Origin of the sequence: Aminobacter sp. SR38 (genome assembly GCF_014843375.1) — a bacterium.
Taxonomy (GTDB): domain Bacteria; phylum Pseudomonadota; class Alphaproteobacteria; order Rhizobiales; family Rhizobiaceae; genus Aminobacter; species Aminobacter ciceronei.
The window spans coordinates 2,678,595-2,692,122 of sequence record NZ_CP062112.1 but is presented as its reverse complement, the minus strand read 5'-3'; the positions used below and the strand labels follow the sequence as shown (position 1 = coordinate 2,692,122).

Genomic DNA, 13,528 nt, shown 5'->3' with positions numbered 1-13,528 from the left:
GCAAGCCAATCGACCCGTGGATTTGAGGACCCGCGCTAGCCTGAGACTGCTGCTGTTGTGGCGGATGTCGGTGCTTGGCTGCCTTGCAGGCGGCGCGCCGGTTCCGTCTGGTGGAGATAGACGGCGAGCGTATCCCATGGCGGCATGATGGACAGCTGCGACAGGATGCGGCCGACCTCGCCGCGGTGATAGCCGCCGTGCAGGATGACATGGCCCAGCATTTCTTCCCGCGACATGCATCCCTTGTCGCCGTCGGTGAACATGAATGCCAACCGCTCGGTCAGTCGGCCTGATGGTACATGCGCGACATAGTCGAGATACCACCGGTCCGAGTCAGTGACGGCCGACCGCAAGTCCGCAAGGGCCGGTGTTTGCGCGACATTGTCCGAGGTGTAATGGTGCGTCTCGCCGCTCAGATGCGCGGCAAAAATCCGGGCGACGACATGGCAATGGCTGATCAGCCGCAACGCCCTGGCCAGCTCCGCCCCCTGCCGCTCCGGGTCGAGTTCTTCGAGCTTGCCGAACAGATCTGCATTGGCCCAGGTGTGATAGCCGAACAGGGTGTGCAGAAGACCGCTCATCGCGAGGCTCCTTTTGTCTGTGTGCAAATGTGAGTAACGTCCTGATGATCGTCCGGAGCAGCCCAAGTGTCTACTCGCATTGCGAAATCGAACTCCCCGATGCGCAAGCTGCCGCGGCAGGGCCGTTCGCAAGCGACCGTCGAGGCGATCATCGAGGCCGGGGCTCACATTCTGGGCGAGAAGGGCTGGGACGACTTTAGCACCAACAAGGTTGCCGAACTGGCGGGTGTGAGCATCGGATCGCTCTACCAGTATTTTCCCGACAAGCAGTCGCTGGTCGAGGCCATTCGGCGCCGCCATCTCGACGATTGCCTTGCCGTCATGCGCGGGTCGCTGCGCGAGGGAAAGGCTGTCGAGCAATTTGCCGAGGATCTCGTGCGCGACATGTTCGCGGCGCACAGCATCAATCCGGGGCTGCATCGCAAGCTTCTCGACGAGGCTCAGAGCTCCGAGAGCATGAGGGATCCCAACAGCGCTTTCGAAGCCGAGTATCTCGGTCACTACACCGCCGCTGTCGCCGCTTATCGGACCTCGCGATCGGGGGCGAATGAGCGGGTTGCCGGTATGGTCCTTTCCGACCTGATGGACGGCGTGGTTCACAACGCCGCCCGTCGCGGCTTGCTCGGCTCCGAGGAGCTGAAACAAGAGCTGATCCGGCTGGTGCGGGCCTATCTCACAGTTGCGGACTGAACGGCGGCTCCGGCACCATTCATGTGATGCCGGAGGAGACCTGTTGCATCGGCAAGCAGCTTATGTCCGCACTTCCCGGATCGACGCCTCCAGAATATCGAGCGCCTCGGTCAGGACGTCGTCCTGGATGGTGATTGGCGCGAGGAAACGGATGACGTTGCCGTGGACGCCGCAGGTGAGCAGGATCAGGCCCTTGTCGAGCGCCTTGAGCCTGACGGCGTTGGCGAAGTCGGCCGAGGGCAGCTTGGTCTTTGCGTCGTTGAACTCGACAGCATTCATGAAGCCGAGACCGCGGATGTCTGATATCTCCGGCACGTCGTCGCGCAAGGATTCCAGCCGCTGCTTGAGCCGCGCGCCGAGCTGATTGGCGCGGTCGCAGAGTTTTTCGTCCTCGATGACGTCGAGCACCGCATGCGCTGCCGCAACGCCGATCGGACTGCCGCCATAGGTGCCGCCGAGGCCGCCCGGATTGGGCGCGTCCATCAGTTCGGCCCGGCCGGTGACGGCAGCGAGCGGGAAGCCGCCGGCGAGGCTTTTCGCCATCGTCATCAGGTCGGGAGCGACGTCGTGATGGTCCATGGCGAACATCTTGCCGGTGCGCGCAAAGCCGGTCTGAACCTCGTCGGCGATCAAGAGCATGCCGTGCTGGTCGCAGATCTTGCGCAGCGCCGTCATGAAGTCGCGCGGCACCTCGTAGAAGCCGCCTTCGCCCTGCACCGGCTCGATGATGATGGCCGCCACCCGCGCCGGGTCGACATCGGCCTTGAACAGCCGGTCGAGCGCCGCCAGCGCATCGGCCGTGGTGACGCCATGCAGCGGCACCGGGAAGGGCGCATGGAACACATCGGCCGGCATGGCGCCGAAGCCTGCCTTGTAGGGCTGCACCTTTCCGGTCAGCGCCATGCCCATGAATGTGCGGCCGTGGAAGCCGCCGGCAAAGGCGATGACGGCCTGGCGGCCGGTGGCGTTGCGGGCGATCTTGACGGCGTTCTCGACCGCTTCGGCGCCTGTCGTGACGAAGATCGTGCGCTTGTCGCCCTTCATCGGCGCGATCGCGTTCAGCCTTTCGCCGAGCCTGACATAGCTTTCATAGGGCACGACCTGGTGGCAGGTATGGGTGAAGCGGTCGAGCTGTGCCTTGACCGCCTCGATGACGCGCGGGTGGCGATGGCCGGTGTTGACGACGGCGATGCCGGAAGAGAAGTCGATGTAGCGGCGGCCTTCGACATCCCAGATCTCGGAGTTCTCGGCGCGGTCGGCATAGACCTGCGTCGTCATACCGACGCCGCGGGCAATGGTCTGCATCTTGCGCTGTGAAATTTCGGCGTTTTTCATCGGTGATCCTCCAACCTCGCCGGCACCTTGCAGGCGCCAAACCGGCGTCATATCTGCACCTCTCCCGGTTTTTCACAAGCCGTCACGGTGATCGCAGGCATTGGTCCTCGCCGACGGCAAAAAAAGTTGCCGACGCCTTGTCGGAATTGCACATTCTCGCGCGTCCTAGTCATGAAGGAACTGAAAAGATGCTCTACGCCATCCTTTGCTACAACAACGAAGACGTCGTCTGCGCCTGGTCCAAGGAGCAGGACGACGAGGTGATGGCGCGCCTGCAGGTGGTCACCGGCAAGCTGCGCGACCAGGGCAGGCTCGGGCCGGTGGCCCGGCTGATGCCGACGACGGCTGCCACCACCCTGCGCAAGACCAGGGACGAACCATTGGTCATCGACGGGCCCTTTGCCGAAACCAAGGAGCAGTTCCTCGGTTTCTATGTCGTCGATTGCGAGACGCTCGACGATGCCGTGGCCGTGGCCAAGGACCTGGCGGAAGCCAATCCTGGCGGCGGCTCTTACGAACTGCGCCCGATAGGCGCATTTTTCCCCGGAAAAGAGGCAGCATGACCGACCCGGCCTGGATCAACACGGCACTTTCTTCCGCCCGGCCGCAGGCCGTGGCAGCCTTGCTTCGCTATTTCCGCAACCTCGACACGGCGGAAGAAGCGTTCCAGGAGGCCTGCCTGCGCGCCTTGCGCACATGGCCGGAGAAGGGACCGCCGCGTGATCCGGCCGCCTGGCTGATCTTCGTCGGCCGCAATTCCGGCATCGATGCTGCCCGCCGCCAGAGCAAGCAGGCGCCGCTGCCGGCCGAAGAGCTGGTGTCCGACCTCGAGGACGCCGAGGCCGACATCGCCGAACGGCTCGACGGCCAGCACTATCGCGACGACATCCTGCGCCTGCTGTTCATCTGCTGCCATCCCGATCTGCCGGCGACGCAGCAGGTGGCGCTCGCCCTGCGCATCGTTTCCGGCCTGTCGGTCAAGCAGATCGCCCGCGCCTTCCTCGTCGGCGAAAGCGCCATGGAACAACGCATCACCCGCGCCAAGGCGCGCATCGCCAATGCCGACGTGCCGTTCGAGGCGCCTGGCCCGGTGGAGCGCTCGGAGCGCGTCGCGGCCGTACTTGCCATGGTCTATCTCGTCTTCAACGAAGGCTATTCCGCCGGTGCCACCGAGATCGCCAACCGCGCGCCGCTGTGCGAGGAAGCGATCAGGCTGGCGCGGCTGTTGCTGCGCCTGTTCCAGACCGAGCCCGAGGTGATGGGCCTGACCGCGCTGCTTTTGCTCCAGCATGCCCGCGCTGCCGCCCGCTTCAATGCCGAGGGCGAGCTCGTGCTGATGGAGGATCAGGACCGCACGCTGTGGAACAAGGCGCTGATCGACGAAGGCCTGGCGTTGATCGACAAGGCGATGCGCCACCGTCGACCCGGCCCCTACCAGATCCAGTCGGCGATCGCAGCACTCCATGCCCGCGCCGCCCGGCCCGAGGATACCGACTGGGCCGAGATCGACCTGCTTTATTCGGTGCTGGAATCGATGACGCCGTCGCCTGTCGTCACGCTCAATCGCGCGGTTGCTTTTGCCAAGCTGCGCGGACCTGAGGCGGCGCTGAAGCTGATCGAGCCGCTGGCGACGAAGCTGTCGGGCTACTTCCACTTCTTCGGTGTGAGGGGTGGGTTGCTGATGCAGCTCGGCCGCACCGACGAAGCGCGCGAAGCCTTCGACAGGGCGATCGCACTGGCCAACACCGCAGCTGAAGCCGCCCACATCCGCATGCATCTCGATCGGCTCTCAGTGCCGTCGCCGGCAGCGAAGCCGAATGCCAAGGCGCCAAGCCGTCAGCTGCATTAGTCGCGCGGGTCCAAGTATCCACGCGCGATGTCGATGCCGCGCGCCAGCACCCTCAGCCCATCACAGCAGACAACCCTCTCCCCCGTTACGGGGAGAAGGTTGCGTCAGATTCGGCTAGGACCCGCGCAGCCAGTACGGGAAGTGCCTATCTTCCCCCTGTTCGGGAGACGGAGGCAGCGGCGTCTTCTTGTCGGCCGGAACGTCCACGACCTTGCGATAGAGGTGCCAGGTCGCGTGACCGAGCACCGGAATGACGACGGCGAGGCCAGCCAGGAATGGCAGCGACCCGATCAGCAGCGCGACGGCGACGATCAGGCCCCACAGAAGCATTGGCACTGGATTGTCCCGCACCGCCCGTGCCGAGGTCTCGATCGCGGCATAGGCACCGACATCGGCGTCGAGCAGCAGCGGAAAGGCGACGACGGTGGTGCAGAGCACGACCAGGGCGAACAGGAAGCCGATCAGATTGCCGAGGAAAATCAACGTCCAGCCGCGCTGGGTGGTGAAGAGATCGCTGAAGAACGCTGCCATCGACAGCGGGGCGTCGGCTCCATAAAGCCAGCTGTAGAGCGCCTGCGCGACAAACAGCCAGGCGACGAACAGCGCGAGCAGCATGATGCCGATGGCCACCATTGCCGGGATGGCCGGCGAATGCCTGACATCGAAGGCATGCCTCCAGGAGGTGTCGAGGCCCTGCTCACGCCTTCGGCTGATCTCGTAGAGGCCGATGCCGAAGAAGGGACCCAGTAAGGCAAAGCCGGACATCAGCGGGAAAATGAGCTGCAGGGCGTTGCCGCCCGACGTCCACGTGATCAGGAACACCCCGACGATCGGGTAGATCAGGCACAGGAAAACGTAATGCGACGGCTTGTCCCAAAAGTCGTCCAAGCCACGTCGCAGCGCGTCGAACACATCAGCGACCGTTATCCGCCGTATGGCGGGATGCTCGATCGTATTGGTGGCGCCTGCGTACACATGGAAACTTGCCATGACCACTCCTCCGTTGGGGTGGGTCGCGGCCTGCGCTTGGCATGAGTGGTCACGCCAAACCGCGACCTTCACCTGGACAAATCATAGCGTGCTTCGAGAGATTTGACGACCCTGCGCGACCGTGCAGCTGATGGCTCACGCAAAGGTCATCGAACAAGGAGGCTTTGCCCGCAGCCGAAGCGGTCCAGGCAGAGTGCGTGGAGGCGTTCTGGCGTCAGCTGCAATAGCGGCGCGGAAAGGTCGAGATCGCCCGCGCGGCGATGTCGGTGCCGCGCGCCAGAGCTTCGGCAAGCGTCCGGCCCTTGGCGAGCGCCGCGAGGAAGGCAGCGTTGAAGGTGTCGCCGGCGCCGACGGTGTCGATCACCTGGACCTTCGGCGATGCGGCGTGGAAATGTGCCCCGCCGGCATAGGCATGCGCGCCTTTGGCTCCGTCCTTGATGACGAGCGTATGCGAAGGGCCGATACGCCCGGCCAGAAGCTCGGCCGCGCCTTCGAGATCGTCCATGCCGGCAAGTCCCTTGGCTTCCTCGGCATTGATCAGCGACACGTCGGCAGCGGCAATCCATTCGCCCAGACGCTGCATGTTGGTCGCGCTCCAGCCGGCGGGTGGCCAGCCCGGATCGATCGCCGTGCGCCAGCCTCTGGTCGCAAGCGCCGCCAGAAGCTTGATGGTGCCTGCCTCGATGGCGGGCATCAGGAAGCCGCCCGAGATCAACGCGAAGGCGTATTCGCCTGGCGCCCCGGGCAGGCGTTCAACAAGGTCGTCGAGGCTGGCGCGCTGCAAATGTCCGGGCGTGGTGAAAAACACCCGGTCGCCACCCTTGTGGACGATGCCGACGGTGAGCGTCGTCTCGCAGGGTTCGACGATCCATTCGGTCGATGGCTGGTCGAACTGGCCGCTTAGCCACGCGCCGTTCGAGTCGTTGCCGACCGAGGCGATCATGCGGTGTGCGACCTGCATGCCTGACAGCGCCAGCGCGGTGTTGCCGGCTGAGCCGCCCGGCCGCATCTCCGAGCGGTCGACCATCACTTCGGTGCCGACGGCAGGCCAGCCGTCGACCTCGCCGAGCACGAGGTCGACATTGACATTGCCGAGAACCAGCAGCGGCGGAACGGTCATGGGATGGCCTGTGATGCAAGAGAACGGCCACACACATGGCGCGGCCGCCGAATGGTCTGGTCAGGCACCAATGCGGGCCACGACCGGGACATAGTTTTCGAGTTCCGGAGCCGGGAAGCTGACCGAACCGGAAATCTCCGCCGAGCGGTAGAGCCCCATCAGGATCTCGACCACGGCGAGCCCGTCATGGAAGGTTTCCATCGGCGTCTCGCCCTTGCGGAAGCACTCGACCATGTGTCGGTTCTCGTCGGTGTAGCCATAGACGCCCGCTTCGTCTTCCAGCACCGGCATCAGACCCTGTTCGGCATTCTGCTTCTCGACAAGGTCCTCGCCTTCTTCGCCCTTGACCTCGCGCGACATGAAGATCTTGAGGCCGGTGTTGAGCGAGTTGAACTCCATCGCGTATTCGGGCCCGAGCAGTTCGAGCTGGATGCGCAGGCCGGCGCCGACATAGGCCCACGAGGTCGTCGCCTCGATCACCAGTTCGTTGCCGTCCTCATCCTCGAGCAGGATGGTGCCGCGGGCGAAATCCTCCGACGGGCGGTTGCGGTAGTCGACATCGGTGCCGAAGCGCTTGCGCAGTTGGTCGGCATAATTGGGCCGCGTCCATTTGAGGTTGGCGACGGTGCCGCTGACCTGCTTGATGGTCAGCGACTTGCGCGGGGCACCCGGCTTGGTCAGCAGATGGCGGGCGACCTCGACGCTGTGGCACATCATGTCGGACAGCACGCCGCCGCCCTGCTTGTCGCCCTGCCAGAACCATGGCTCGTGCGGACCGGAATGCTCTTCGGCCGCGCGCGCCAGATAGGGCCGGCCGGTGGCCGAGGCGGCGCGGCGCCAGATAATGTCCTTGCCGCGGATGACCGGCGTGCAGAACACCTGGTTTTCAAGATAGCCGTGATTGAGGCCGGCGTCCTCAGCCAGGCGCAGCATCTCGCGCGCCTCGGCGATGGTCCGCGCCAGCGGCTTTTCGCAGGCAACCGCAATCACCTTGCTGCGGCCGGCCTTCACCTCGGCATGCAATGTGTGCATCACGTCGAGGCGGGTGTAGTTGGGTGACAGGATCCAGATCGCGTCGACATTGTCGGCGTTGACGAGCGATTCCAGGCTGTCGTGGCTGGTGCAGTCGCCCAAGCCGAGTTCGGCGACGCGGCTGGCGAAGCGGGCGCGGTTCTCGGCCTTGCGGCTGAACACGCCGGTAACATCGACATTGCGCACGCCGAGCATGCCCTTGAGGTGGAATTCCGCGATGAAGCCGCTTCCGACGAAGCCGACGCGCAGCCGCTGTATGGGCAATCCGGTCATGTGAGGTCCCCTAGACTGAAATCATTTCGGCGCCGGCGCCGTGGTGCCGCGGACCTTGAGCGTTGTCGGCAGCATCACCGGCTTGCGCGGCGTGGCACCGCCCGACAGCAGGTCGAGCAGCATGGTCATGGCGGCGCGGCCGATGTCGGTGCGCGGCTGGCTGACTGTCGTCAGCGGCGGATAGAAGGCTTCGCTCAGGAACAGGTCGTCGAAGCCGACGACTGAGACCTGGCCGGGCACGTCGAGGCCGAGCTTGCGCAATTCGTGGATCACGCCGAAGGCCATTTCGTCGTTGGCGACGAAGATCGCCGTCGGCGGCTCGGGCAGTTCGAACAGCGCCCGGCACAGGCGCTGGCCGGTGTGCAGCAGATAGTCACCGCGCTGCTCGTAGCCGTCCGGGATGGCGAGGCCTGCGGCCTGCATTGCAGCGCGATAGCCGTCGCGGCGGTCGACGCTCATGATCTCCGGCACTGGGCCGGAGACATGGGCAATGCGCCTGTGGCCAAGGCCGATCAGATGCTCGACGGCGTTGCGGGCGGCCGCCGCGTTGTCGATCATCACATGCGGGAAGCCGGCGTCCTGGATCTCCTCCAGCGCCACCACGATCGGCGCGCCGCCTTCGACCGAGGCGACAAAACCCTCGCGCCGGGGCAGCTTGCCGGTCATCAGGATCATGCCGTCGGCATGGCCGTCGCGCAGCATGTCGAAATACTCGATTTCGCGGTCGGAGTCGTTTTCGGTGTTGCCCATCAGCACCGAATAGCCGGCGGCGCGGGCGGTCGCTTCGACACCCTTGAGGATCTCGAGGTAGAACGGGTTGCCGACGTCGCGCACCACCATCAGCACCGCCATCGCCTTCTGCGTGCGCAGGTTGCGGGCGCTGACATTGGGCCGGTAATTCATCTCGCGCGCCATGTCGCGAATGCGGCTCAGCGTCGGCTCGGCGACGAGGCCGCTGTCCGAAAGCGCGCGCGACACTGTGGCTGCGGAAACGCCCAGCCGCTCGGCGATGTCCTTGATCTTGGGTCGCTCGTTCATGCGCGCATCGCCCTGCCACGGCCGTAGAAGAGCATCAGGATCAGCAAGGTCGCGCCGAACACCATCTGCCGCCCGGATTCATCGATATGCACTGTCGTCAGGATGCTCTGGAGAACGACCAGCAGCACGGCACCCGCCATCGTGCCCGTGTAGCCGCCCTTGCCGCCCGACAGCGGTGTGCCGCCGAACACCACCGCAATGATCGAAGGCAGCATGTACTGCTCGCCGACATTGGCGAAGGACGAGCCGGAATAACCGATCAGGCACATGCCGGCGACCGCGGCGAAGGCGCCCGACAGCATGAACAGGGCGATGCGGGTGCGCTTCACCGGGACGCCGGCCATGAAGGCTGCCTGCTCGTTCGAGCCGATGGCGTAGATACGGTGGCCGAACACTGTGCGGCCGAGCATGAAGGCCATCAGCAGGCCAATCGCCACCCACAGCCAGATGATACCGGGCAGGCCGAAGAGGAAAGGCTGGGTGACGAACTGCGACAGACCGGGCGCGGCGCGTCCCGAGGGGATGCCGTTGCGGATGACGACGAGAAGACCTTGCAGCACGCCGAGCATGCCGAGCGTCATGACCAGCGGCGGGATGCGCAGCAGCGTCACGCCGAGGCCGTTGAACAGGCCGATTACTGCACCCGCGGCGATGCAGCCGAGGATCGCCGGCAGGATGCCGCTATCCGCACCATTCATCAGATTGCCGCCGATGATGGCGCTGAGCGAGACGACGCCGCCGACCGACAGGTCGATGCCTTCGCGGCCGCCAAGGATGACTAGGTTCTGGCCGGCGGCGACGATGCCGAGCAGGGCGGCGACGATGAGCAGGCGCAGGATCTGCTGGCCCGAGGCGAAGCCGGGCGACAGCGCCTCGCCGAGCAGCAAGAGCGCGGCGATGAGGATCAGCGCCACGACCAGCGGCTGCTTGAGGAAGGTCAGCACCGGCGAGGGGGCTGCCGCTGGCGTTTGGGTTGCTGCGGTCATGCACGTGCCCTCCGTCCGACAAGGATGCCCGCCATCAGGGCGACGAGGATGGCCAGGCCCTGGACCAGGTTCTGCCATTCCGACGGCGTGCCGACGAAGAACACCAGCGAGTTGATCAGCCCGATGATCAGCGCACCGATGATCGAGCCGACGACGGTGCCGAAACCGCCCGATAGCGCGCTGCCGCCTAGCACCACCGCCGCCACCGAGAACAAGGTCATCTTGCCGCCGACAAGTGGGTCGCCACTGGCCGTGTCGCCGGTGATGCAGAAGGCGGCGAGCGCCGCAAACAGGCCGCAGAGCGCGTAGCCCTGGACGCGGATCTTCGTCACCGGCAGGCCGCTCTGGTAGGCAGCCTGCGCATCGTCGCCGACCGCGAGCAGCTGCGTTGCGAGCCTTGTGCGGGCAAGCATGTAGAGCACGATCGCCAGCAGAGCCACGGCGAAATAGACGAACGGAATCTCAAAGAAGCGTCCGCCATAGGTACGCCAGAAGGCGGCGGGCGCCGGCGTGCCGGCCACCGGCATGACGTAGAGCGCCAGCCCGGTGAAGAAGATCGAGGTGGCGAAGGTGGCGACGATCGCCTGCAGCCGGAGCGCCGCAACCACGATGCCATTGATAATGCCACAGGCGAGGCCAACGAAGAGCCCGATGCCGAGCGCTGCAACCACCGAGAAGCCGCTGCCGCCCAGCTTCTCCATCGTCACCACGATGACGACATTGACCAAAGAGACGATGGCGCCTGCCGACAGGTCGATGTCGCCGGCATAGACGACATAGGTCTGGGCGATGGCGAGCATCATCAGCGCCAGATAGGTCTTGGTCAGGCCGGTGATGCCGGCAAAGCTTACGCTGCGCGGCTGGTAGAGGCCGTTGAGCGCAAGCAAGACGATGGCGATGACCAGCGCCGGCAGGAACGGATGGCGCTCGACGAGGCGCTTCAATCCGCCCGGCTTGCTGGAGGGAAGGGACGCGGCTGTCATCACGCGGCCTCGTAAGCTGCCTGGTAGAGATTGTAGCGCGTTCTGTCGGCGCCGGTGAGTTCGCGGCGCACCGCACCGCCGTTGAAGACGAGGATGCGGTCGGCATTGTTGAGCAGCTCGGCATCCTCCGAGGAATAGAGCACGATGCCCATGCCCTCGGCGGCGAGCTGGCGGATCAGCGCGAACAGATCTGCCTTAGCCGACAGGTCGATACCCTTGGTCGGATCATCGAGCAACAGTACGTCGGGCCGGTCGATCAGCCAACGGGCGATGACGATCTTCTGCTGGTTGCCGCCCGACAGCGAATTGATCGGGTAGCCGAGCCCGGCAAATTTGGTGTGCAGCGCCTCGAGCGCCGGCTTGACCCGCTCGGCCAATGCCGAGGGTCGGGCGAGGAACAGCTTCTGGCGGAGATAATGGATCGGCGTGACGTTTTCGAGGATCGGCCGGCCCTGGATCACGCCATCGCGGCTGCGGTCGCCGGAGACATAGGCGAGGCCGCGTCGGATCGCCGCGCGTGGGTCAGATGGCGTAAAAGTCGAACCCGCCAATGTGAGCGTGCCGCCATTCGAGGGAGTGGCGCCGAAGATGGCGCGCAGCACCGCCGACTGGCCCTGGCCATGCAGGCCGCCGAAACCAAGAATCTCACCTTTGGCGACCTCGAAGCCGACATTGGCGAAACCCTTGCCGAAGAAACGGGAGACCGTCAGCACCGGTGCCTTGCGATCGGCGGCCTCGGCCGGCGGTGCGCTGGCGCCGGGCGCCAGCTCGTCCTGGCCGCCGACCATCAGCCTGATGACCTCGCCGGGATTGGTGTCGGCGATGTTCTTGGTGCCGACCGTCTCGCCGTCGCGGATGACGGTGACGCGGTCACCGATGGCGAAGATCTCATCCATGCGGTGCGAGATGAAGATGATGCTGCGGCCCGCGGCCTTGAGGTCGCGCAGGATGTCGAAGAAGCGGTCGACCTGGGCCCGGTCGAGTGCCGATGTCGGTTCGTCGAAGATGGTGATGGGTGCTTCGGTCGCCAGCGCCTTCATGATCTCGACCAATTGGCGCTGGTCGGCGCGCAGGTTCTCGACCACTGCCTCGGCCGAGAAGCCCTCGCCGGAAACGGTGTCGAACAAAGCGATGTAACGCTGTGCCCGGCTCTCCAGGGCTGCGCGGTCGACGAAGATGCCGCCCGGCATGTCGGGCAGGCAGATGTTTTCTGCAACTGTCCGATGTCCGGCCAGGCTGAGCTCCTGGTAGAAGATGCCGATGCCTGATGCGCGTGCGGAATGCGGGCCGGTGATGGTGACCGGCTTGTTGTCGATCAGGATCTCGCCGCCGTCCGGCCGCACGCTGCCGGCCAGCACCTTGCACAAGGTGCTCTTGCCCGAACCGTTCGAGCCGATCAGCACATGCACTTCGCCTGCCTCGACCGTTAGGTCGCCGCGGCGCAAGGCCAAGGTAGCGCCGTAAGCCTTGCTTACGCCGCGCATGATGAGTTTCGACATGGTGGTGGCTTCCCGGTGCTTCGTCGGTCGCGGGGACGCGGGCCTGTGTGCAGGTGCCGCGTCCCCCGTCTTGGGAGGAAGCTTACTTGAAGAGCTTTTCGGCGTCTTCGATGGAAAGCTGGCTGGTGTAGGAATAGTAGCCCGGCTTGCCGTCTACCGCCTTCGCAGCGTCAGCGAGGTTCTTGCTGTCGATGAACGGGATCGGCAGGTACATGGCGTTCTTGTACTGGCCAGCCGTTGCCGGTTCCTTCAGTTCCTTGCCCTGCAGCATCAGCACGGCGACGTTGAGTGCCGAGGCCATGACGCCAGGCGGGTTCACCGAGGCGCCCGAGTTGAGCTTGTCCTTGGTCCAGATGTCGATGAAGTCCTTGCGGATCTCGCCGGTGGCGGCGATCGACGATTCCTTCTTGGCATCGATGATCGACTTCCAGGCGCCCGCCGCCATGCCGTCCTGCACCCAGACGCCGTTGATGTCGGGGTAGGTGGCAAGCAGGTTCTGCATCGCCTGCTGGCCCTGGGCCTGATCCCAGTTGGCGTTAACTTCGTTGACGATCTTGATGTCGGGATACTGGCCGAACACTTCCTTGTAGCCGGCGACGCGCATCTCGTTGGCCGGGTGGCCGGCGACGCCGTTGATCGCAACGACATTGCCCTTGCCGCCGAGCGTTTCGGCGAGCCACTTGGCGCCGGCCGCACCCCAGGCCTTCTGGTCGATGCCGACATAGGTGGCGTCAGGCGACGACACTTCGGCGTCGGTCGAGATTACCAGGATGCCGGCTTCCTTGGCCTGGGCGAAGACCGGGTCGAACGCCGTCGGGCTGTTCGGGTTGATGATGATGGCGTTGACGCCTTCGCTGATGAAGTTGCGGACATGCGCGATCTGGCCGGGCACGTCGACATTGGCGCTCTGCACCACGACCTCGACATTGACGCCCTTGTCCTTCCAGGCAGCCGCTGCGGCCTGGGCTTCCTCGATCATCTGCGTGCGCCACTCCGAGCCGACCCAACCATTGGACAGGCCGATCTTGTAGTCGGCCGCCTGGGTCGAGAACGCCGATACGGCCAGTGCCGCGACGGTGGTGAGCGCCAGTGCTGAAAATTTCCTCATGAACTCCTCCCGATGCACAGAAAAACTGCTGCAAGGGATCATAT

At 65.0% G+C, this 13,528-nt stretch carries 13 protein-coding genes; 3 read left to right on the top strand and 10 right to left on the bottom strand.

Features of this window, described 5'->3' with window-relative positions; all coding sequences use genetic code 11:
• Positions 1–35 precede the first annotated feature (35 nt).
• Positions 36–581, bottom strand: coding sequence for a DinB family protein (locus IG197_RS13190; RefSeq protein ID WP_192319369.1), 546 nt, complete (start codon positions 579–581; stop codon positions 36–38).
• A 66-nt stretch (positions 582–647) separates the two neighbouring features.
• Between IG197_RS13190 and IG197_RS13185 the strand changes: the two genes are divergently transcribed.
• On the top strand, positions 648–1,271 hold the full coding sequence (locus IG197_RS13185; protein WP_312870997.1) for a TetR/AcrR family transcriptional regulator: 624 nt from the start codon (positions 648–650) through the stop codon (positions 1,269–1,271).
• A 60-nt stretch (positions 1,272–1,331) separates the two neighbouring features.
• Here IG197_RS13185 and IG197_RS13180 read toward each other — a convergent pair whose 3' ends face one another.
• Positions 1,332–2,606 (bottom strand): 4-aminobutyrate--2-oxoglutarate transaminase, encoded by a 1,275-nt coding sequence (locus tag IG197_RS13180; protein WP_067965823.1) that lies wholly within the window; start codon positions 2,604–2,606, stop codon positions 1,332–1,334.
• A gap of 188 nt (positions 2,607–2,794) precedes the next feature.
• Here IG197_RS13180 and IG197_RS13175 point away from each other — a divergent pair, with 188 nt between their 5' ends.
• Both IG197_RS13175 and IG197_RS13170 read left to right on the top strand, forming a co-directional pair.
• On the top strand, positions 2,795–3,169 hold the full coding sequence (locus IG197_RS13175; RefSeq protein WP_192319367.1) for a YciI family protein: 375 nt from the start codon (positions 2,795–2,797) through the stop codon (positions 3,167–3,169).
• Positions 3,166–4,455: an RNA polymerase sigma factor gene (locus IG197_RS13170; protein WP_192319366.1), complete on the top strand. Its 1,290-nt coding sequence runs from the start codon at positions 3,166–3,168 to the stop codon at positions 4,453–4,455. The genes IG197_RS13175 and IG197_RS13170 overlap by 4 nt, the downstream gene beginning before the upstream one ends.
• 114 nt (positions 4,456–4,569) lie before the next feature.
• Here the strand turns inward: IG197_RS13170 and IG197_RS13165 are convergent, their stop codons facing one another.
• The 8 genes from IG197_RS13165 to IG197_RS13130 form a co-directional block, all read right to left on the bottom strand.
• Positions 4,570–5,445, bottom strand: a complete 876-nt coding sequence (locus tag IG197_RS13165; protein WP_192319364.1) for a DUF2189 domain-containing protein — start codon at positions 5,443–5,445, stop codon at positions 4,570–4,572.
• A 214-nt stretch (positions 5,446–5,659) separates the two neighbouring features.
• Positions 5,660–6,565, bottom strand: a complete 906-nt coding sequence (locus tag IG197_RS13160; protein WP_192319362.1) for a carbohydrate kinase family protein — start codon at positions 6,563–6,565, stop codon at positions 5,660–5,662.
• A gap of 60 nt (positions 6,566–6,625) precedes the next feature.
• Complete coding sequence (locus IG197_RS13155; RefSeq protein ID WP_192319360.1) at positions 6,626–7,870, bottom strand: Gfo/Idh/MocA family protein; 1,245 nt, start codon at positions 7,868–7,870, stop codon at positions 6,626–6,628.
• Positions 7,871–7,891: 21 nt separating this feature from the next.
• Positions 7,892–8,908 (bottom strand): LacI family DNA-binding transcriptional regulator, encoded by a 1,017-nt coding sequence (locus tag IG197_RS13150; RefSeq protein ID WP_192319358.1) that lies wholly within the window; start codon positions 8,906–8,908, stop codon positions 7,892–7,894.
• On the bottom strand, positions 8,905–9,894 hold the full coding sequence (locus tag IG197_RS13145) for an ABC transporter permease (RefSeq protein WP_192319356.1): 990 nt from the start codon (positions 9,892–9,894) through the stop codon (positions 8,905–8,907). Before IG197_RS13145 ends, IG197_RS13150 begins: the two co-directional genes overlap by 4 nt.
• Positions 9,891–10,877, bottom strand: a complete 987-nt coding sequence (locus IG197_RS13140) for an ABC transporter permease (protein WP_371746540.1) — start codon at positions 10,875–10,877, stop codon at positions 9,891–9,893. The genes IG197_RS13145 and IG197_RS13140 overlap by 4 nt, the downstream gene beginning before the upstream one ends.
• The gene (locus IG197_RS13135; protein WP_192319352.1) at positions 10,877–12,376 is read right to left on the bottom strand and encodes a sugar ABC transporter ATP-binding protein; all 1,500 of its coding nucleotides are present in this window, start codon (positions 12,374–12,376) and stop codon (positions 10,877–10,879) included. The genes IG197_RS13140 and IG197_RS13135 overlap by 1 nt, the downstream gene beginning before the upstream one ends.
• An 82-nt stretch (positions 12,377–12,458) precedes the next feature.
• Entirely contained in the window at positions 12,459–13,484 is a 1,026-nt protein-coding gene (locus tag IG197_RS13130; RefSeq protein ID WP_067965821.1) for an ABC transporter substrate-binding protein, read from the bottom strand.
• Between the last annotated feature and the right edge of the window lie 44 nt (positions 13,485–13,528).